The organism is Cognatitamlana onchidii, assembly GCF_004804355.1.
In the GTDB taxonomy this organism is placed as follows: domain Bacteria; phylum Bacteroidota; class Bacteroidia; order Flavobacteriales; family Flavobacteriaceae; genus Cognatitamlana; species Cognatitamlana onchidii.
On record NZ_SRWZ01000005.1, the window covers coordinates 228444 to 249450 of the forward strand.

Sequence of the window (21007 nt, forward strand, 5' to 3'; positions counted from 1 at the left end):
TTTACTGAACTTTTAATAGCAGTACTTCTTCAGATGCTAAATCAAACTCAGTATCCATAGAATTTGATGTCATTATATTTTGCACGGAAATAGACTTCCCAGATTTTAATGACAATTTAATTTTCGCTTTATTATGCCCCACATTAAGTAAGTTTACCAAGTACGAGCCATCCTCTTGCCGAACAACCCTTGAAATGGTTGTTTTATGCGCTAATCCATTATCCGATTCTACAATTACATCTGGCATTTGGTCAACAAGTTGAGCCAAAGCTTTTGTTTTGATTTCCTCTAAATCCAAAGCCTTCATTGAAATTAACTTTCCCTTATCTGATTTTAAGGTTTTGTTTCGCTTTTTACCATATTCGTTCATGGACAAGCTTTCTGTAGAATCCAAAATCACTGTACCCCCATTACTCAAATAGGTTTGTAAAGCATCAAACTCAGCATCGGTAACATACTTAGTTTTATACACAACAACTGTATTCCAAGAACTATTATCTTGTTTTTCAATAATGTTTTTTGTTACAAATCCTAGTGGCAATCCTTCGAAAAATAATGATTTATACAACTTACCTGTTTGTGTCATATAGTTTGATGTGTTAATAGCAGAAGTCTCTGAATAGAACAAACGCAAAGGGCGTGGTTGATTCCGCAAAGCGATGATTTCCTCTGAAAAAGAATTCAAGTCGTACATTACCTGAGTTACTTCATTTGTAATATGGGGTTGCATATTATTTGAACCTGCGTAGGCACCGCCCAATCCAGGATCAAAAAAGTTTAGTTCTCCCTCCAAACGGTCTTCTGGTGAACCATCAGGATCTCGAGCCCAAAACCACCCCATGTTGGCATCCATTCCCATTAAAGTGGCCAACCAATACACATTTCGTACATAACTCGTACGCATATCCAATTTTCTATATTGTCCTGACGACAAGAAATGAGATTCAGAATTAATATTGATTTTATCTGGAGCAACCGATTCTAGAAAATCTTGTAAAATGGCCATCCCGTCCCACTTATAAACGTAATCTTTATGCCAATCGGAGTTAATATGCGGACGAATACTTGGGTCTCCCAAAGCTTTGGCATCATGACCTATCATAGTTGTTAACTCGGTTAAAGCCTCGAAATCCATTCCGTGTGAACGGGAATCTTCGTAAAACGTGCGCGGAAATAATTTGATATGGGTATCTGCTTCAGGATTTACCGCATGCAGATTATCTTGATTAAATGTAAACCAATCCAATGTTCTATGCATATTATATCGGCACCAATCATACCACATTGGCTTACCTCTCAGCACTGTGTCTATTGGAATTGCAATTTCAACGGAAGCAAAGTTTTTAAATGATGTATCCCAATTTGAATTAAGTTCTTCAATATTATCGCTGTATTTGTCTTTCAACCAAGACCTAAAATTATTCAAAGTATAAGAAGAAATACCATTCATCTCTTTATACTTATAGGTCCAATGCCCCTTTTCAGAATACCAATGAGGCTCGTTGGCGAACACGTATCCTAACTCAGTGACTTTTTTTCCTTTGGTAAGTTCACCTGTATGACGAATAATTTTCCCCCAAACATCACGAGCCAAAGGGTTGTCAATATCAAAACCTGTAAACAAAGAACGACCTATGCGTACTTCTGGCTCCTTTTGCTCTACCCACTTAGGAATGCCCATATCCCAATAGTATAAAAAACCAATGTTAGTATCAGGAATACCAGTAACCTCTTTCATCAATTCTTCGTCCCATGTGCCGTCTTCTTTTAAAAGAAATGAGTTGATGGCACGATCGTGATCCACTGGATAAAGATTTTCTCCACCGTGATACAAAGCTCCTAAATGGTCGTTGTAAACCTGTTCATTAGTTAATGGTTGCCCCACCGTTTTAGAAAAATAATCATATGGAAAAATTGGTTTTCCGTTACTAATAAACATATTATCATCAGCTTTTGTGTTTTGCCAATCTACCTTATTAACAGGCCTTCGTTTTATTTCACCGTTAAGTTCTTTGTTTAAATCATCAATACTTTTATCTAAAATCTGAATCACCTTTTTTCTTTCAAAATCTGGTAATATTTCAGCTAGCGAGTCCTTTTGAGGTTCGTAATAACGCTCATAACCAAAAAGCTTTGCAACCGCTTCTTTGTTGTTTTCATCCCAATTGGCAAATTTTAAGAATTCCTTCGAAAACCATAATACGGTTTCCTCCCTTGCCACGTCAATGGATTCTGAACGTGCCTCGTCCATCATGAACTTTAAAGTTTCAATTTTATTTAGGGCCTCTTCTTCTAGTGTTTTTTCTTGCTGGCAAGAAAGCACATTGACTACTAAAAACGAACCAATGATTAGTTTAAGAAAATTATATTTTAGAATGTCCATGATTGCAAATTATGTTTAGTATTAATATTTTAAAAGTTTAATTAATTAGAATTAGACTCTTATTCGTTTAAATCTAGATAAGATACAGTGTACGGTTTATTATGCTTAGAATTTATCATCCCTTTAGCTACCATTAAATCGAAATTTGAAATAATTAGTTTGCCATTAAAAACAATTAAATCAGCAGGCTGGTCTAAACCACCCTCTGAACCATCATTGTCAGGATATTCGGCTAAAAGCTCTACATTTTTATTGGTGTCTATTTTAAAGATCTGATTCTGTGCAAATCCTGCAACATATAAATTACCGTTATCATCTATATTAATTCCATCTGGTGCTGAATTTTTGGGAAGCTTAGCGTAAACCATTTCGCTTTCAACTTTTCCTTTAGCATTTAAGATTAGTTTATAAATGATCGCATCTCCAAGATTTCCAACAAATAGCTCCCCTTTTTTATTGAAAACTAACCCATCTAAACCAACTTGACGTTCATTGTTTTGTGTTTTTGATGTGTAGATTAAATTGTCATCCGATGTATCGTTATTAATCTTAATGTTTCTGCTGGTTATGCTAAAACGATAGACACCTCCAACCACTTTGTCTTCTTTAAGTTTTGGCAACATAGTTTGTGTAACATAAACAAACCCGTTACTGAATCTAATGCCGTTAATTGAATTAAATCCATGGGCAACAACTTCAGTAGAAATTAACTTATCTTCATTAAAAGTCATTCTTAAAATCCTTCCTTTGTTTGTTTGATTATCGCAAACATAAAGCACGCCTTTATCATCATAAGCAATACCCATTGGATTTGATCTTCCTGAACTAGCTAATACAGGCACTTCTATAAGTTTTGTAACGTCTCCTTCTTTAGAAATTCTCATTAAAACACCTGGCATAGTTTTGTCGGCAAAGTTTGGGCACGATAGCGTTAAGCTTCCATCAGGCGCCACATCAAAAGCATCTGGTGTTGGACAAATGTCTGGCAACTCTGCAAACAGTTTTGTGGTTGACAACTTTTTTTCTTGGCTCGTTACAGTGTTAGCCAATGCAAAAAAGAGTGAAAAGTAAAGTGTGTTTTTCAGTAAACTCAAAGCTATATTAGTTTTAATGATTCCCTTGTAATACATACTATTTCGCCTAGTATAATTTGTTAACTTCAATTATATGCAACTTTAAAAATTTACTATTATTCCAGATAGTTATGGCCTCATCAATGGTTTTGTTTATACCCAAACCAACATGCAAATGGGTTGCCAAGTCTTGAGAATATGATGAAGATGCAGCAGCTACTAAATGCTTATATAACTTGCAAGTGGTGCTCATCGAGAATAACTAATTAATCTATATTATTCAATAATTATTTTTTTAATCGCTGTTCTATTGTTAGAAATAAATCTAGCAATATACACTCCTGATGACAGATTACTTACATCTAAATCTACAGATTCTTTTTGCTTTTCGGTCGTACTAATTAATATCCCAGAGATGTTATAAATATGTATTTTACCATTATCGTTTGATCTAAACGTTACTCTTGATTTTGCCGGATTAGGAAATAAAGAAAAATCTAATACTTGTTCTTTGGTTACGCTTAATGTATTTTGAAATTCGAAATCATCAATATATAGTAGCACTTCAGAGCTAACAATATCGCTAGAATTTAACTGTACCCTCATTCGGTCTCCATTAGTAAGGCTAGTATTAGAAGGGCTAGTTCTGCTAAAACTTTGTGAAAGCTCTACCCATTCTCCTTTCTGTACTCCGGTTAGGTCAAAATTTAAAAACTCCCATGGATTTTCTAGTATAATTTTTAAGGCATTTACCGTCGTACTTGGATCAATCCAAATTTTAAATTTAAGCTCGTTATTCCCAGCAGGCAAACTCAAAGAACCATAAGGCGTAAATGTTGTATAATTTCCTGAGAAGGGACTAGAACGTTGGAATCGCATACTAAAATCTCCTGATGCTGGCTTTTCATTCTTAATTCTCCATGGTACAGAACCCGAATTCCACCAACGTGTACTTCTCCCTTGATAGTAAAATGGGCCTTCAAACCCTAGAGCATTAAAACTAGGACCATTAATTTCTTTTTGCCAAATTCTTACATAGTCTATCTTAAATTCTGCTGGTGTGACCAAATCTGCCTCGGCCGGAGTCCCGTACCAATAAAATACTTCAGAATCTAACCATAACTCCTGAGGATGATCGTGACGCCATTGATTATTAGATTCGAAATTTTGTCTGGTTTCAGATCTTAACAAATTCCCATCAAAGTATGTTCGAATATAATCTTTATCCCACTCAAATCCATAAACATGATAATCTTCGGCTAATCGAATACCCATATCATTTTCAACTTTCCAATTCCTGTGATTAGAAGGAATATCGGGATCCCAATTAATCATATTTGTTCTTTGTTTTCTTTCTATGATGGAATTTGTACCACGAGGATTACCAATAGGGCGCTTTCCATAATTTTCCACCATATCAATTTCTGAGTGATACCCTGTGGTCCAAAAAGCAGATGTAACCGGGGCGTCAGCAATTTTAGCCCTAACTTCCATATAACCATATTTGAAGAATGTTTCACTCATTACACAAGCTTGGGTTATTGGTCTGCTATTGTCATCTCTGCGACCTCCTCCATAATAAATACCATCTAATTGCTCATTTGCAAAGTTAAAAGTTGGTTCCCATTGGCTTCTAATTATTAGATTTCCATCATCCACAATCACATTATGGGAAGCGAACTGGCCAGGGGCTCTCCCTTTCCATTTGCTTCTATAATCGCCATTCTCGCCCAATATCCACCATTTGGTCTTATCCAACTCGCTACCATTAAATTCATCACTCATAGTGGTATTTAAAATCCATCCATCATTATTAGTCGGATCTGATAATGGATTCTGTGCAGTATTCACTAACGAGCAAAGCCCAATAGCAAAAAAACTCATAGTTTTAAGTAATTCTCTATTTTTCATTTTTATAACATGTTAGTTTTATTTCTTTTTTTACCTTTTGGCCGGAAGATTTCCTTTCCACCCCTTGCTAAACTGGGCTAGTAATTCTTCTACTATTTCAGGATTATCACCGGCTATATTTTTAGTTTCTTTTGGGTCTGTCTTATGATCGTATAATTCAAAGAAAAGTGGCTCGCTGTCCTCTTTAGTATAATCTTTCCAAACAATAAACCTATATTCTTGTGTACGCATAGCATAGCCCATTAGGTTATTTTCAAACAAATTTCTATCCCATTTATCTTTCATTTGAGCCTTAATTTTGTCTTCAACTTCTTCGATTAAAGGACCAAAATAAGTTTCTCTCATTCCTTGAGAAAGTGGGTTGGCAGCCCATTCTCTTAGGGCTGGTGTTGGAAACTGACTAAATGCAGCGCTTTTCCATGCTTGGTCTGGATTGTTTACCAAAGGCAAAAAACTGTACCCTTCCAAATGTTGCGGTTTCTCTAAACCTGCTAAGTCGCATAGTGTAGGATACATATCCACTAGTTCTACTAATGCATCCGTTTTTTTACCGCGAGTTCCCTCTGGCATATCGGGAGTCCAGATTATTAATGGTACTCTGGTAGCTATTTCGTAGTTAGTCGCTTTACACCAAATACCCATATCTCCTAAATGAAAGCCATGATCACTCCATAGCATTATAATGGTATTATCTCTTACGCCTGCCTCTTCCAAAGCATCAATCATTTTACCAATTTGAGCATCGATATAACTTACACAAGCCAAATAAGCATGTTTTAGAACAATGGCCATTTCATCGCCAATTGGCCCATTTTTAGGAATGCCGTATCTGGCACGCAGTTCAAAAGAAGGGTGTAACCCCATGGTAGCTGCGTTTTTTGGGGCTTCAGTTTGACTAGCTATCTTAATTTTAGCCGAATCATACATATCCCAATATTTTGACGGTGCCATCCAGTTTAAATGTGGCTTTTTCATTCCCATACCCAAAAAGAAAGGTTTTTCTGGGTTTTTTTCCAACATATCTTTTAAGGTAGCAACAGCCAATTCTGCGTTATATCCATCTTCGTAAAACGTATCTTCAACATCTGCTTTTTCAAACGCCGGCCCTTTACCCAAGCCGTTTCTAGGTGCATCCTTTCCATATTTTGCAATAACTTCTGCGGTTGCTTTTTTGGAAAATTCTTGATTTTCAGTTAATGCATAACCTCCAGGGGCCTTGCTCTTTTCAACAGTCATTTTTCCATATGCGGGTTTTCTACTCCATGACTTTTCCATATCTGCCCATGCCGGTTTGTGATAAATCTTTCCCGTATGCACTGTCTCATAACCATTATTTTTAAAATGCTGCGATAAGGTTACAATATCTGGATTAGCCTCTCTGAAGTAAGTGAAGTTTTCAATGACGTTGATAGTTTCAGGTCTAGCTCCTGTCATTAAACTTGCTCTAGAAGGACTACAGATAGGCTCCTGACAATACGCCTTATTAAATAGTAAACCTCTTGATGCAAGTTCATCAATATTTGGTGTAATGGCAATATCAGAACCATAAGCTCCGATTTCTGGGCGTAGGTCATCTATAGCTAAAAATAAAATATTAGGCCTCTTTTTTGGTTCCTCTTTTGGCCTGTCTAGGTGTTTACAACTAAACGCGAAACATATAGTAAATAATAAAAGATATCCCTTCATTGGGTAATGGTAATTATAAAAATATTCTGAGTGCTAAATTTCAAAAAAAAGAAGCTATTTTGATAAATCATTTATACCATAAAGTACAACGAATTTACCTTTTTTATGAGTAGTCAAAATTCATTAGCACTAAATGACAACCAATAATCTCCAGTTGGCAATGGATTTCCTTTGAAACTCCCATCCCAAGTAAAGCTATTTCCTGTTGAACTCTTCAAAAGTTTTCCAAACTCAGGGATTCGGCAACCGCCAATGGTCTGGGTGTAGGGGGGGAATTAACGTATGAGCAACCGTTAATCCCGCCGTTAAGGATAAGCCTATAAATAAAACTGAACGTTTACTTTTTACCGAAAGCGACTCCACAACGGGCTGTATCAAAATATAGGCCACATCAACAAAAACAGGAATGCAAACCACATAGCCTGTAAAGCCCATAGCCCAAGGCAATTTTTTTTCACCAAGCCATTTTAGTATACGACCCGCTATACGGAAAGCCCCACCTGTTTCTTGTAAAACCTCACCTAATAAAAGCACCTGAAATTATGATTATGGCAATACCCCGTAAGGTACCGCTAAAGCCTTCCAGTAATACTTGTACGCTTTTTTCACCCCCCATACCTAAAGAAAGAGTCAATGCCAATGCAGTAAGTAATAAAGCTATAAAAGGATGAACTTTCCATTTTGAAATGGAAAATATCAAAAGTAAAAGAAAAAATATAAGAATGAATAGACTTAACATCATAAGCAGTACTATGCGTTAATCTTATCCACAATATCCTTACCGGCATGATAATAAATCCCAACATCTACAGCATAGGAAATATATTTTACCCCCAGATCAATCCATTGTTTGGCAGATTCTGGACTTTCAACAAACGTACCCACAACTTTCTCAAGAGGTGCTGCTTTCTCAACGATTTCCTTCATTTGTGAAATGACCTTAGGATGGCTAACTTGACCGGGTACTCCACAGGCCTGGGACATGTCATAAGGCCCAATAAATATGACATCAATACCGTCCACAGCTAAAATCTCATCAATATTATTGAAAGCGATATTGCCTTCAATATGGATAATAGTTCCAGTAGTTTTATTGGCATTACCAAAATAGTTTTCTTTTGGCATAGATGAATAATCTGCCGCCCTAACATAACGGCAAACACCCCTGGCGCCTTCTGGAAAAAATTTTGAAGCCTTTACAACACGTCTTGCATCAGCAGCTGTTTCAATTTGTGGTACTTGCACATAATCTGCACCAATATCCAATGCCTTCGAAATCATATTTTCATTGATCTCTGGCACGCGAATTACTGCAGTAATGCCTGTAGCCTGTGCCGCCCTAACATGGCCTTGAACCGTCTCAAAAGTATTGGGGCCATGCTCTAAATCTATTATAACAAAATCAAAACCGGCAAAAGCGGCCACTTCCACTAAAACAGGATCACTTACTTTCATAAATGGTCCTACCACAAATTTTTTATTATCGAATAAGCTCATAATTTTTAAGTCTAGTGGTTATTTTTATTTTCTTTGAAGTTTTGCTTGTATTTCTTCTAAAGACAGCCCTTTAGTTTCCACAAGATATTTGTAAAGAATAATAACGCCTACAAGTACAATGGCCGCGTAAATTATAAACGTTATAGTTGCCCCAAAGTGTTCCATTTCTAGAGGAAAAAGAAACTGCACCAACGCGCTAACTGTGCTGGAAATTAATGCAAATAAAGGTATGGCTACGCCACGATTGGAAATAGGAAAAATCTCTGAAAGCAAAACCCACATAATAGGCCCTATTGAAAAATTAAAAGCGGCGATAAAAGTTAATATACTGAGCAATATTAACATGGCGTTCATATGTGCAGTTTGCTTAAAAATCACCCCTGAATTATCGCGTGCAGACTCTACCCCTAGAACATCAACTAACGCCCTTTTGAACTCGATATCACTATTAAATTCTTTTCCAACTATATTACTTAAACTTGCTATGTTTGGAATATCTTTCATTTCAGCAATAGCCTCGTCGGTTACTTTGTATGTAGCTTGTTTAAATCCATATGACACCGTTGATATACTGATAATAATCAAAATTAAACCACCCATTACCAGTGGCCTACGACCAAACTTGTCGATCAATGATAATGATATCAAAGTAGACACTAAACCAATGACACCTATCCAGATGGTACTGGAAAATGCGGCATCTGTCCCTAAACCTAATTGCTCAAACATGGTAGGGGCATAAATCATAACTGCATTCATTCCAGTAAACTGCTGCACTACGGCAAGCGTAAATGCTATAATTAAAACAATTCTCATTTTACTACTGAAAATCTCTTTTAACTGACTGACTGTAGAAGTATTGCTACTCTCTGAATTTTCTACACTATGAATCATTTCTTGAACTTGTGTATCCACTTTATCTTCTGGATAAACTTTACCTAATGATTTTTTTGCATCCTTAACTCTGCCTTTATAGATTAACCAGGCAGGACTTTTAGGAATTAAAAACAATAACAAAAACCACAAAACGGCAGGAACAATCTCTATCCCTAGCATCCAGCGCCAACCGGTTTCAGCTAAATTCAAATCTTGAACCCATTGCGCATCAGACCCCATTTTTTGTAAAATCCAATAATTAATCAAATAGGCCGCCGTAAAACCGACTCCCATGTTTATTTGTAGCGTAGAAACTAATTTACCTCTTTGCTCAGCTGGAGCAACTTCACCAATATACATTGAAGCTAAGGTCACTGAGCTGAAAGCTAATCCTCCTAAAAACCTAAACCAAAACAATGACAAAAATGATGGAGCCAGAGCAGAACCTACTGCAGAGACAATATAAAATATTGCGATAATTTGAAGCGTAAGTTTTCTTCCAAACTTATTAGCTGAATATGCTGTTAGAGGTAATGCTATCAAAACGCCAATACCTGGTCCCGAACCGATTAAACCAACTTGTGAAGCTGTTAAATTAAACTCTTGTGTAATAAATTTAAATCCTCCCGAAATTAATACAGCATCTAAACCAAAGACAAAAGATCCTATAGCAACTATAAGGGCGTATAAGAATGCATTTTTTGTGTATTTATTCATTTAATTAGTATTAGTTAGTTGATTACTATTTTCCTATCAGTATTGTACTATTCATTTTTATGATGGTCTGTTCCTTGGTTTCCCCATTGGACCAGGTTACCTTAACTTTTACAGGTCCGCTGCCCGCTCCAATTCCAAAATGCACCTGATCATTAAAGCTAAGGGAATACTGGGCGCCCGTGGAGCCCACGCGCTTTATTTGTTCGGATTTTTTGTTAGTAAGCGTTACGAATGCACCTAAGGCCGTAGCTTTTCCAGATGGCGAATTTCCAACATGCACGACAAGGAAATTGTTTTCGTCTGTATCTGCTAAAGTATTTTTGAAAAGGTGCCATTTCCCGCGCTCGTTACCCAAAACAATATCTACTTTTCCATCGTTGTTGTAATCGAGGTTTTCAACAGCCATTCCCATGGCCCCTAATTCTGGTGAAAATATGGTATGATCCTTTTTTACATTAAATGTGCCATCGCCTTGGTTTAAATATAGGATACACTGAATTCCATTAATTAAATTGCCCCGTGGTACGACCAAAATATCCTGATAGCCATTATTATCAAAATCAGCTATGTTGGATGCCATAGAATGTTCCTTGAACACCATATTTGCCTTACTAGTGGCGTCCTGAAATTTCCCTCCCTTATTTTCCAATAGGACATCCTCAAGACCTGCCAGATGATTGTATTTTGGGTAATCCTCCACACCGTGGATGACTCCTGTTGAGGGTGCAAACAAAAATCCAGCAACACGCCATTTTCGATTGCCAATATATCCAATGTACCAGCCTTTTTTCTCCTTAAAATCTGTATTGTCTGGAAAACCTAGGGCATCGCTTACCACCAATTTTATATCCTTCCCAGAATGGGTTTCCCCTTCAAATTTATAAGCGTACGAGGCTTCACCAATATAATAGGTATCCGCATTTGGCCATTGCGACTGGAAATTCTCCATGTTCAGTACGTCGCCTACTTCAATATTATCAAATAGAAATTCGCCTCTTTTTGTGAAAAGCCCAAGGGTTTTGGTCTCCTTATCGTAAAAGGTTTCGCCTTTTTCGAACTCGAGGCCCCTAGTAAAATACAAATCGAAATCCCCGTCATTATCATAATCTATTTCTGTAACTCCCGTTACTTCATAAATATCCTTTGGCAATAATTTTTTGGTAACATCTTCAAACAAGAAGCCATCACCGCCCTTGTACATTTTAACATTCCCATGGCCGTACATGACGATATCCAATATTTCGTCTCCATTAAAATCGGTAAACAAAACCTTTTGTCCATTTCCTTTACTAACAGGTAAGGTAGAATTTAAAATCATTTGCCCATTTCCATCATTTTCATATATATAATTCTCTGTAGTACCTTTTTTGGCACCATCGGGAAATGCAAAATTTATTAAGTCCAAATCGCCATCACTATCAATATCCACAAAACCTACTGTCCTGCCACGCATTAAGGCCAAGGGTTCGTCAAAATCGTCCATTGGGATAAATTCCCTTCCCACAACACGGTACATTTTCGAGTTTCGAGCATTGCTACCGGAACCACCACCTCGCGACATTATGACTTCGATATTCCCATCTAAATCAAAATCGCCCGCAGAAACCCCGTGCAAATCCCCCATAATAATGTCATAAGGTTTGGCAAATTTGCCTTTATTATTCCAGCACACCTGAATACCGAAGCCATGATCGTTTATCATCAAATCTAGATAGCCATCCTGGTCCAGATCCGCGACCACCGGAGCATCCCATTTTCTGAGATTTTCCTCCTGTCTTGGGAAATCCTTGTATACTTCCTTGAAGATTTGTCCAAAACTTAAACCTGATATGAATAAGCATAAAATGGTTAGTAAAAACGACTTTTTTTCGAAATCTTGAAATTGCATAATGCTATTTTTAATTCTTTACCTCTATTTTTTTGTTATTCTTCGTTGTTGCCAAAACATTGAATATTTGATTTTTATAATCTCCTTCCCCTATTTCGATGGTATAAAAACCAGATCTTAACGTTTTGGGTTGATATGATTTTCCTTTTATCCTCACGGATGATTCTACTGCTCCAGTAGCACTACCTCTAATGGTTACCACTTGGTCGGGCTTTGATAATAGTAGCAATGGTAGTTGATAAAATGTTTTGGGGCTAAAGTTATCAAACTGGGAAATCGTTATGGGCCATCCAGGGTATTGCTTACTGTCTTTTCTTGTAATATCAACATTTCTGGGCCAACAATTGAAGGTAATCGTTCTATTCGATTTATTGTAATTTATAACTCCATAACCTGCAACCCTAGTAGAGAGTTTACCACCTTCGTCTATTTCTTCTGATGAAGGATTAGCTACTGCATAAACGGTTATTTTATTCTGAAAGCCGTCTAAAAACTCCCCCGTGTAGAACGGGTTATTTTTACCCCGGTTTTTTCCTGGCTTTTTGGGGTCCCACCAGCGCAACCAGTAATTAGCAATAGCTGGCGTACAAAATGAATATCCGGCATCATCCCAATCATCAACACCATGCTTGATAAAAGACCCTAAATGCTGATCTCCAGCAATCATTGGTGAAAAACTTTTACGAATAACGGCCAATGCCCTATTTCTTCCGCTTTGTGGCCAGCCGTTAGAATCAAAATCGGCAAAAATTTCCCTATCGTGTTTACCTGTGTAATTATTCGCCATCGTGAAAATGGTTTGAGACAACACTGTTTTCATTTCAGCATCTTCCCAATCGGTTGTCCAATCCTCTAAAAAGTCTAATTGTCTTTCGCCCAATAATAATGCTTTGGGATCGTCGAATATTCTTGTATCTACTTCAGGATCAAAAATGGCGTCAACTACTTTACCCTCATGTCTGAAAATTTGACCAGGTGCAGATTTAAACTTTCTATCTTCTAGTATTGCAAAACTAATGCCTCCCCAAGTTAAATCAGTATAATATACACCAATACCTTGAGCGATTGGTGTTGGATCATACGGATCTGGCAAATGGCTGGTTTGAGCACGTTCTACTTCTTTTATGTAACTTACTGGCATATAATAACCTCCATATTTACCACTTCTATCCTTACTTTTAATACCCCCACTACCCCAAATATTACCTTGACCAACATCATGGTCGTCTACAATACAAATAGTTGGGGTGTTTCTTATAATATCGCCAAAGTCTCTCCCAAATTTCAACCAGTACAAATAGTGTTGGCTATGATCGTAAACCTGATCCCCAGAAAAAAACAATAAATCTGGATTGAGCTTTTTAATATTATCAACAATATCTGTTTTAGGAATATCGCCGCCATGTTCTGGATAAATGGAATTACAGGTTAATGCTGCTAATACAAACTCATCTTTATCAATGGGGTTTTTACGAATAATGCCTTCGTAAAATGCTTTTTTATTGTGAACCACCCTATACTTAGCTTCTATAGTATCATTCCAATTTTCTAATCTAAATAGTGACGTGTAACCAGGATACTGAATTACTGCTGTATCCTTGGTTACCCAATTACCACCTTCTTGAATTTCCAAAAAAGCCTCAAAAGGCTCAAAATTTTTTATGGGATAAAATTGAGCATTAAGTTTTACCGTATTCTCGTGAACAGTATACATGGCAAAACAAATACGATCTTCTGGCTTAATATTTTTTGGTAAATACAAGTGCTGAGCATTAATATTTAGCACAAAATGACAAGCCAAGGTAAATATGAAAATTCTCAAAATAATCTTAAATTAGTTATTCCAAATAACGGGGATAAATACCGTCATTTCGGCCTGCCCTCGGTTACTCCATGCAAAATAAGGCACTAACTGTGTTTTATGATGTTTTAGTTCAGGTTTGGTTACTACTTGGTACATATCATCATTTTTGTCCTCCCTGAGTTGCAGTTCTGCTTTGATTACCGTAACACCACCCAAAAAATTTGGTTTATGCTCTGCCACCAAATTCGTATCACCGTTGATGTACACATTTAAAATGGAGGTGTCATTAGGTAAATCTGGCGACTCTACGCAGTAAACAATTGGTCCACGCTTTACGGCTATTTGATTTCTCACCTCTTCAATTCTGTTATGCCCTTCAATACGTGTAACCTCCATAGGCATGTCCAAAATGATGGTATCTCCAGCCTTCCATTTACGATTGATAGTTGCAAAAGTACCTGGAACAACCTGAACCATAGCATCTTCTCCATTAACTTTTAAGGTACTGCCCACTGCCCATTTCGGAATTCTAACTTTAATATCAAAAGCAGAATCTTTACATTGATCAACGGTAATTTTCACGACACCCTTCCATGGATAATCTGTGTCTTGCGAAAGTTTTATTGAAGAACCATCCAACATTGTGGTATCTAATCTATTTCCACCAAACAAAACTACGGCTACGCCATTTTCTGATAAATTGTATGCCCATCCTGAACTTTTACAAATAGTCCTTACTAGGTTAGGAGGGCAACAAAAACATTCCAAATATGGTTGACGAACAGGACTTTCCGTAACATCGGCATGTGCATCATAATTCCTTGAATTGTTAACCATTCGCAGGGGGTTAGAATAAAAATAATCCTTTCCTTCAATACTTATTCCTGATAGACCACTGTTGTACAGAACCAATTCAATGATATCAGCATATCTGGATTCTTCTTTAATGCCCATCATTCGGCTACTAAACATGGCGTTACAAAGGTTGGCACAAGTCTCGTTATACGCCGTCATGTTCGGCATCATATAGGCATCAATAAAGCCTTCTTCAATCATATCTAAATTAGTAGAAGCTCCGTAGTGGGCTTGACCTACAGCTCCCGTAACATACATCTTTTTACCAGTAACGTTTTCCCATAGTTTATCTAAGGCATCAATTAAAGCTTTTTCACCAGTTTCTGCGTACACATCTGCTGCACCTGCATAATAGTACAATGCTAAAACGGCATGACCAACTGCTTCTTCCGATTCCCTGAAAGGAGTACGTTCCTGAACCATATCTCCAATAGGATAACCTTCAGTAGTAGAGTGGTGCTCAATTTTAAACGTTCCTCTTCTATTGATAAACTTTTCGGCAAGCTTTAGATATTTCTTATCCCCAACTGTTCTATATAACTCAACCAGGCCCATAATTTGCGTTTGATTAAAACCAAAACGTTGGTAGTGTTTGGTGTCTGGCATAAAATAAACACACAGTAAATCGGCCTGCTTTATGGCAATATTCAAGAAATTACGCTGTCCTGTTAGTCGAAAATGTACGCTAGCGGCAATAAATAAATGCCCGTAATTGTACATTTCATGATATTTTCTGTTTGAAAAACGCTCCGCTCCTTCCGTAATTTGAATATGAGTATGGATGTACCCATCTTCTTCCTGAGCCTTACCAATCCATTCGATGTATTCATCTAACTCCTTTAACAATGCTTCTTCTTTCGTTAAAGCATAGATGTACATTTTAGCCTCCATAAATTTAAAAAAATCTCCGTCGTGCCAATAAAAACCCTTATGTTCACCTTCTTTAGCACCGGCTGCAATTTTGAAATTGTTTAAACCATGACCAACATCACCACAAAGCACATTTCCCATGTAAGGAAGCATTCTTTCTGCGGCAGCTTGAACTTTTTCTGCCCAAAATCCTTTATCCCATTTACAATCTCCAAAATTGATGCTTTTCAATTTTACATACGGACTTTCTGATGTATTCGTTATTGCTTTGTTATGAGTGCTCATTGCTTATTAATTTTTTTAATTTGAATATCGTCAATAAATAGTTTTGCCGCTTTTGTTGGAGGCAAATCTTCTCTTCTAATTTCTATTTGCATACCATCATTTTCTGCTGAAACTTTTAATCTTGAAAATTGAGTTTCAACTGTTACCCACTCTCTTCTAGGCATCTTTTTTAATCCGTCAAACTGTAATTCAATTTCAGGGTTCAGTAGAGACACATGAATTTTATCAGTAATTCTTCCTTGGTCTAACCATACTTTGGCTGATAAGGTATAATCACCTGCTGGAAGATTCAAGGCTCCTTCGGGCGATTTAATAACTACCTTATCTACGAGTAATGATTCGTTTTTCCCGTAACCAGAAAATTTTAAACTTTCAACGCCAGAGTTGTATTGCCCTTCATAAATACCTAAATATTGTTTAGAGCCATCATCGATTTGCCAAAATTTTTGATAATCATTATTTTCAGAATTTTCAGGAACTAAATATAATGGTCTTGGATTTTCTTCAAAAAGAATTGGACCTTCAAAACCATAAAATGCTTTGTCCTTTGCCAATAAATTATCCGAAGGCTTTTGCCAAACACGCATATATTTAATTTCAAAATCAACCGGCAACTCTTCTTTATGAGGCACACCTAATCTTTTAAAGATTTCTGAATCCAACCATATTTCCATGGGGTTGTTAAAAATAAAATCGGTTCCAACATCATCTTGAGTAAACGTAACAATGTGTTTGCCATCAATATAAAAACTTAGATAGTCTTCTCCCCATTCTGCTCCATACACATGAAAATCGCTAGCCGTATTAAAATCTAACTTTTCTGAATGTAAGAATACTGCTGTAGGTCTTACTGAAGGTGGACTCCAATCGTGAGCTGTTCCTATCCAATAATTTCCTCCCTCTATAAAGCCATACTTTTTGGGGTTTCCCATGAGCTCAAATACATCCAATTCTTGCTCGAAACCTATACCCCAAAATGCACCTGATATTGCCGCATAACCCACTTTTGCTTCAACTTCCATATAGCCATATAAAAAACGCTTCTTTGTAATAACACCTCCGGTAGTTACGGGAACTGGTTTTCCTTCCAATTTCCCATAGGCATCATTGTTTTTTCCATCGGCATATTTTTCTTTAGCAAACTCATAATCAGGCTCCCATTGTGAAGTAATTACAAGTTTACCATCTGTAACATTTACATTGTGAGCTACAAATTGAGAAGGCGGTCTTCCCTTCCAGATGTAATAATCACCATTTTGCCCTTCGATAAACCATTTTGTTGTGTCTATTGATGCCCCTTCAAATTCATCACTTAGTTCTTCATTTAGAATCCAACCACCTTTGTTTTCGGGATCTGAATATGGTAGTAGGCTCTTCTCTTTTGTTGCAAGCTCTTCATTAAAGGCATTATTAAGGTTTTGTTTACAACTCGTAATGGTAAGCAAACATATTACAGCAGCTAGTGTTATACTAAACATGCAGTCTTTAACCTGATTTGTGGTAATTCTTTCCATTTTTGCCTTCGTTGAAAAGTTTTGATTTTCTTTGACTATTCTATTTTTTAAAATTCTTACTGTTATCTACGTTATACTTTTCTATCTCTTTTTTTACCATTTCTGGAGTGCGATAGCGATCCATTCTATCTATATCGTACTTTTCAAAATCCTGCTTTAAGGTCCACAAGGGGCGTTCGTGGGTTAATTCCCATTCAAATAATTTCTTGAACATTTCATTTAAACGCTCAGGTTGTTCTGTTGCTAAATTGTTTTGTTCGGTTAGATCGGCGGACAAATCATAAAGTTCTGCAGGTCTGTCTGCAAACCGGATGAGTTTCCAGTCGTTATGTCTATAAACGGCGCGCACATCCTTCTTCCAAAATAGATCCTCATGTGGTCTTTCATTGTTCAAGCCATCGACATAAGGAATCAAATTTACCCCGTCAATTTCTTTCAAGTCCTCGATTTTCCCTCCGGCTGCAGCATAAAAGGTAGGCAAAAAATCGAGTGTACTAACAGGGTAATCATACCTTATACCAGCTTTAAGCCTTTTTGGCCATTTGATTAGATAAGGCACCCTGATTCCCCCTTCCAAATGGTTGGATTTTGTACCGCTAAGTGGCAGGTTTATAGACGCATTCTTGTCTGTTGGCCCTCCGTTATCATTTGAAAAGGCAACAACTGTATTTTTATCCAGCCCGAGTTCTTCTAGCTTGTCCATTAATCTGCCGCAAGCCCTATCCAGTGCCAAGGTCATGGCCGCCACTTCCTTACGCTTTCCTTTTAGGTTTGGGAACTTGGCCAAATCTTCTTCCTTTGCTTCCATCGGTGTATGCACGGCGTTAAAAGCCAAGTAAATAAAGAATGGCTTTTCTTTATGTCTCTCAACAAATGAAATGGCTTCATCCACAAAGACATCAGTAGCATAACCATCAGGTTCTTCGTAGTTCTCAAAATTCCTTTCCATTTTATTGTCATGATGTACACCTTTAAAATCCTTATAAGGAAAGTAGCTTCTGGCACCGCCTCTAAAACCGTAAAATTCGTCGAACCCCCTATTTAAGGGATGAAATCTATCGGCGTCCCCTAAATGCCATTTGCCGTACATAGCGTTTACATAGCCTAAGTCTTTTAAATAATCGGCCATCGTTTTCTGGTTTAATGGCAAGCCCATATCATCCCCTAAAAATTTAGAGTTTTCGCTCATATAACCTGGAACATTTATTTCCTGATAACCAAAACGTTGTTGGTATTTACCGGTAATAAGCCCAGCCCGGGAAGGCCCGCAGGTAGCGTCTGTAACATAACCTTGAGTGAACAAAATGCCCTGCTCTGCCAGTTTATCCAAGTTTGGAGTTATCATAACATCACTTCCTTGAAATCCAAAATCGCCGTACCCAGCATCGTCAATAAAAATGAGTACTATATTTGGTTGTTTTTGGCCTATGCAAGACAATTGGCATAAAACAATTGCTAAAAACGCAATAGAAAACTTTAGATTTTTCATGTCTAGTTTTTTTTGTCTTTCTTAAATCGTAAGCTATTGTTAATAATAACTTTAATGTACTTTTAGTTAAATTGAGAATAATTAGTTTTCATAAAGTATATATCTAACCTTAACTACATGGAATTACTACAAACCATTTATTATTTTTTACCAAAAAGGACAACCATTGTAGGCTATCATCTCTTTTTTCAATTAAGGTTTAATAATGAACTTCTTTCTCCTCGATTAATATGTTAAAAACTTTAGTAACATTGTTACAACGCTTAAACCACTTGTTCTGTGTACTTGTCAATTTCACCCCCCTTCATCACCCGTTTTAACCACGCCATCATCAAACATCTCAACTATTTTTACAATATTGAACTAACACATCGTGTTTGCAGAATTATATAAAAAGCCCTCTGATTCGAATTTTACTAAGGTATCCATTGCCCCTAGACTATATTGAATTAATAAAGGCCACCTTTGATACGTATCTATGCTATATGACGAATCAGCCTCAGTAAGCTCTTTTTTCTTAACTGCTCCATATACTAAGGCAAAAATAGCGGAGTCTCTTTGAAGAAAGATAGCCTTATTTAACCATAAATTATCATAAGTTACCTTTCTTCCCATAAGGTTAAATATAAAACTTTACTGGTCTTTTGTATATATAGACCTAATAAACTACAACAAAACCAAATATATCCCGAAATACAGTATTGCTTTTCTTTTGCACATTGATTTTATCTATTATCAATAAAAGGACAAATATGTTACCGATTATTCAGGACCATAGTTATAGACTATAATAAATCTATGATTACTTCAGTTACAATTTGATTTTTTTTACAGCCTAAAACTCTTTTTTCTAAAAAAGATAATATAGTGCAGGGTTATGTTAAAAGATTGCTATCGCTCACTTCTAATACTCTTTAATTTTACACCAAATAAAAGACAGATTAAATAAACTTAAAAATTATGAAAAAAATTTACACTTTTTTAATTGCAGTGTTTACCTCTGTAATTATGTTGAATGCGCAAGATATCTTTAAATCAGGACAATCAGTAGGATTCTTTTCGTCAGATTTCACAGAAGCCTCTTATGATGCTCCAACTGCTCAAACTCTTATTAATAACCATCCAGATTGGCTTTCTCAGGAGGCATGGTCGGCAAATGCAACTGATCAAATTGAACTTGACGATTCCAATTGGAAGAAACTTATTCTTGACAAATCTATTCAGGCAACTGACGGTCAATTTATAACGGCCACATTTGATTTAGTTATTGGTAGAGATAGTGAAGTTATTAACGATGGTGCCAAAGTATGGTGGGGCTTTAAAAACGGAAAAGATTTAGGCGACTTTAATGATCGTGAAGGCATTTTATTCTCGGGAGACTTTGGAGATTTTTTAGTGAATAGCCAATCACATCCTGATGCCACTGGTTCCACTCCATTCCCAAGCCCTATTTATGTTCCTGCGACAGCAAACACAGCGTATTCAGTGCAAGTTGAAATCGCACTAGGTTCGGATGCCGCATCATCAAGCTTATCTGCTAAAGTAGGTGATGAAACAGCATCTGTAACTGGTATTGACCCTCAATTATATACCGCTTTCACTACAGGAAATGTTTATTTTTGGTCATGGGCATACGGATGGGCTCAAGCTGACCCAGACCCTCTTACAGGAATATTTTTGAATAAATTAACGGTTCAAGTTACTGATTCACCTATACTTTCTACCACTAACGCTAAGAATGCCTTTGAATTTGGATTATCTCCTAACCCTACAAAGAATTTGTTACGAATTCAAACTGGAGAGGCTATTAAAAGTGTTCAGGTATTGGATTTGTTAGGCAGAGAAGTTATGTCTAGAACTGGTGTAATTGACGTTATTGACGTTTCTTCCTTAAAAAGCGCTTTATATCTGGTAAGATTGACGTCTGAAAAAGGAACATCTACAAGAAAATTTGTAAAGCACTAAATCTTATTTAGTCACATATTTATTGAACATAAAACCAGTGGTACTATTTATCGCTGGTTTTTTTGTTAAATAAACCAACTCTGTTTTAGACCATTTTCTTAAGAAAGGAATATCTACCCAAACTAAAAATGATAATTTTGGTCTAGATTTTGATAATTTTACCTTATTAAACAATCTATAGAAATACTACATTT

17 protein-coding genes are annotated in these 21007 nt (G+C 36.7%); 1 reads left to right on the plus strand and 16 read right to left on the minus strand.

Going from position 1 to position 21007, the window contains the following annotated elements; translation table 11 throughout:
- Window position 1 precedes the first annotated feature (1 nt).
- The 16 genes from E5D58_RS11370 to E5D58_RS11440 form a co-directional block, all read right to left on the minus strand.
- Window positions 2–2383: an alpha-amylase family protein gene (locus E5D58_RS11370; RefSeq protein WP_136481988.1), complete on the minus strand. Its 2382-nt coding sequence runs from the start codon at window positions 2381–2383 to the stop codon at window positions 2–4.
- Window positions 2384–2442: 59 nt separating this feature from the next.
- Complete coding sequence (locus tag E5D58_RS11375) at window positions 2443–3477, minus strand: SMP-30/gluconolactonase/LRE family protein (RefSeq protein ID WP_235835902.1); 1035 nt, start codon at window positions 3475–3477, stop codon at window positions 2443–2445.
- Between the two features lie 46 nt (window positions 3478–3523).
- Entirely contained in the window at window positions 3524–3709 is a 186-nt protein-coding gene (locus E5D58_RS11380) for a hypothetical protein (RefSeq protein WP_136481989.1), read from the minus strand.
- A gap of 23 nt (window positions 3710–3732) precedes the next feature.
- Complete coding sequence (locus E5D58_RS11385; RefSeq protein ID WP_136481990.1) at window positions 3733–5367, minus strand: T9SS type A sorting domain-containing protein; 1635 nt, start codon at window positions 5365–5367, stop codon at window positions 3733–3735.
- 30 nt (window positions 5368–5397) lie between these two features.
- Window positions 5398–7053, minus strand: coding sequence for a sulfatase (locus E5D58_RS11390; protein WP_136481991.1), 1656 nt, complete (start codon window positions 7051–7053; stop codon window positions 5398–5400).
- A gap of 113 nt (window positions 7054–7166) precedes the next feature.
- On the minus strand, window positions 7167–7271 hold the full coding sequence (locus E5D58_RS15235) for a hypothetical protein (protein WP_168796677.1): 105 nt from the start codon (window positions 7269–7271) through the stop codon (window positions 7167–7169).
- A gap of 13 nt (window positions 7272–7284) precedes the next feature.
- Window positions 7285–7587, minus strand: coding sequence for a GntT/GntP/DsdX family permease (locus E5D58_RS15035; RefSeq protein WP_205660317.1), 303 nt, complete (start codon window positions 7585–7587; stop codon window positions 7285–7287).
- Window positions 7571–7795, minus strand: coding sequence for a GntT/GntP/DsdX family permease (locus E5D58_RS15240; protein WP_394345709.1), 225 nt, complete (start codon window positions 7793–7795; stop codon window positions 7571–7573). Before E5D58_RS15240 ends, E5D58_RS15035 begins: the two co-directional genes overlap by 17 nt.
- A gap of 8 nt (window positions 7796–7803) precedes the next feature.
- On the minus strand, window positions 7804–8550 hold the full coding sequence (locus E5D58_RS11405) for an HpcH/HpaI aldolase family protein (RefSeq protein WP_136481992.1): 747 nt from the start codon (window positions 8548–8550) through the stop codon (window positions 7804–7806).
- Between the two features lie 24 nt (window positions 8551–8574).
- On the minus strand, window positions 8575–10143 hold the full coding sequence (locus tag E5D58_RS11410) for an MFS transporter (protein ID WP_136481993.1): 1569 nt from the start codon (window positions 10141–10143) through the stop codon (window positions 8575–8577).
- A 25-nt stretch (window positions 10144–10168) separates the two neighbouring features.
- Window positions 10169–12031, minus strand: coding sequence for a CRTAC1 family protein (locus E5D58_RS11415; RefSeq protein WP_136481994.1), 1863 nt, complete (start codon window positions 12029–12031; stop codon window positions 10169–10171).
- Between the two features lie 10 nt (window positions 12032–12041).
- The gene (locus tag E5D58_RS11420) at window positions 12042–13853 is read right to left on the minus strand and encodes an alkaline phosphatase D family protein (RefSeq protein ID WP_235835903.1); all 1812 of its coding nucleotides are present in this window, start codon (window positions 13851–13853) and stop codon (window positions 12042–12044) included.
- Window positions 13854–13865: 12 nt separating this feature from the next.
- The gene (locus tag E5D58_RS11425) at window positions 13866–15845 is read right to left on the minus strand and encodes a glycoside hydrolase family 127 protein (protein WP_136481995.1); all 1980 of its coding nucleotides are present in this window, start codon (window positions 15843–15845) and stop codon (window positions 13866–13868) included.
- On the minus strand, window positions 15842–17359 hold the full coding sequence (locus E5D58_RS11430; RefSeq protein ID WP_235835904.1) for a family 16 glycosylhydrolase: 1518 nt from the start codon (window positions 17357–17359) through the stop codon (window positions 15842–15844). Before E5D58_RS11430 ends, E5D58_RS11425 begins: the two co-directional genes overlap by 4 nt.
- A 40-nt stretch (window positions 17360–17399) precedes the next feature.
- On the minus strand, window positions 17400–18848 hold the full coding sequence (locus tag E5D58_RS11435) for a sulfatase (protein ID WP_136481996.1): 1449 nt from the start codon (window positions 18846–18848) through the stop codon (window positions 17400–17402).
- 363 nt (window positions 18849–19211) lie between these two features.
- A complete protein-coding gene (locus tag E5D58_RS11440; protein WP_136481997.1) occupies window positions 19212–19463 on the minus strand; it encodes a hypothetical protein in 252 nt (83 codons plus the stop codon).
- Window positions 19464–19808: 345 nt separating this feature from the next.
- On the opposite strand from E5D58_RS11440, the gene E5D58_RS11445 reads away from it, so the two are divergent.
- Complete coding sequence (locus E5D58_RS11445; RefSeq protein ID WP_136481998.1) at window positions 19809–20813, plus strand: T9SS type A sorting domain-containing protein; 1005 nt, start codon at window positions 19809–19811, stop codon at window positions 20811–20813.
- Window positions 20814–21007 lie beyond the last annotated feature (194 nt).

Bases quoted from the DNA above. Each gene is read 5' to 3' on its own strand.
- E5D58_RS11425 (WP_136481995.1), bottom strand. From the start codon at position 15,845: ATGAGCACTCATAACAAAGCAATAACGAATACATCAGAAAGTCCGTAT.
- E5D58_RS11390 (WP_136481991.1), bottom strand. From the start codon at position 7,053: ATGAAGGGATATCTTTTATTATTTACTATATGTTTCGCGTTTAGTTGT.
- E5D58_RS11435 (WP_136481996.1), bottom strand. From the start codon at position 18,848: ATGAAAAATCTAAAGTTTTCTATTGCGTTTTTAGCAATTGTTTTATGC.
- E5D58_RS11385 (WP_136481990.1), bottom strand. From the start codon at position 5,367: ATGAAAAATAGAGAATTACTTAAAACTATGAGTTTTTTTGCTATTGGG.
- E5D58_RS11370 (WP_136481988.1), bottom strand. From the start codon at position 2,383: ATGGACATTCTAAAATATAATTTTCTTAAACTAATCATTGGTTCGTTT.
- E5D58_RS11405 (WP_136481992.1), bottom strand. From the start codon at position 8,550: ATGAGCTTATTCGATAATAAAAAATTTGTGGTAGGACCATTTATGAAA.
- E5D58_RS11440 (WP_136481997.1), bottom strand. From the start codon at position 19,463: ATGGGAAGAAAGGTAACTTATGATAATTTATGGTTAAATAAGGCTATC.
- E5D58_RS11415 (WP_136481994.1), bottom strand. From the start codon at position 12,031: ATGCAATTTCAAGATTTCGAAAAAAAGTCGTTTTTACTAACCATTTTA.
- E5D58_RS11430 (WP_235835904.1), bottom strand. From the start codon at position 17,359: ATGGAAAGAATTACCACAAATCAGGTTAAAGACTGCATGTTTAGTATA.
- E5D58_RS11380 (WP_136481989.1), bottom strand. From the start codon at position 3,709: ATGAGCACCACTTGCAAGTTATATAAGCATTTAGTAGCTGCTGCATCT.
- E5D58_RS11410 (WP_136481993.1), bottom strand. From the start codon at position 10,143: ATGAATAAATACACAAAAAATGCATTCTTATACGCCCTTATAGTTGCT.
- E5D58_RS15240 (WP_394345709.1), bottom strand. From the start codon at position 7,795: ATGATGTTAAGTCTATTCATTCTTATATTTTTTCTTTTACTTTTGATA.
- E5D58_RS11445 (WP_136481998.1), top strand. From the start codon at position 19,809: ATGAAAAAAATTTACACTTTTTTAATTGCAGTGTTTACCTCTGTAATT.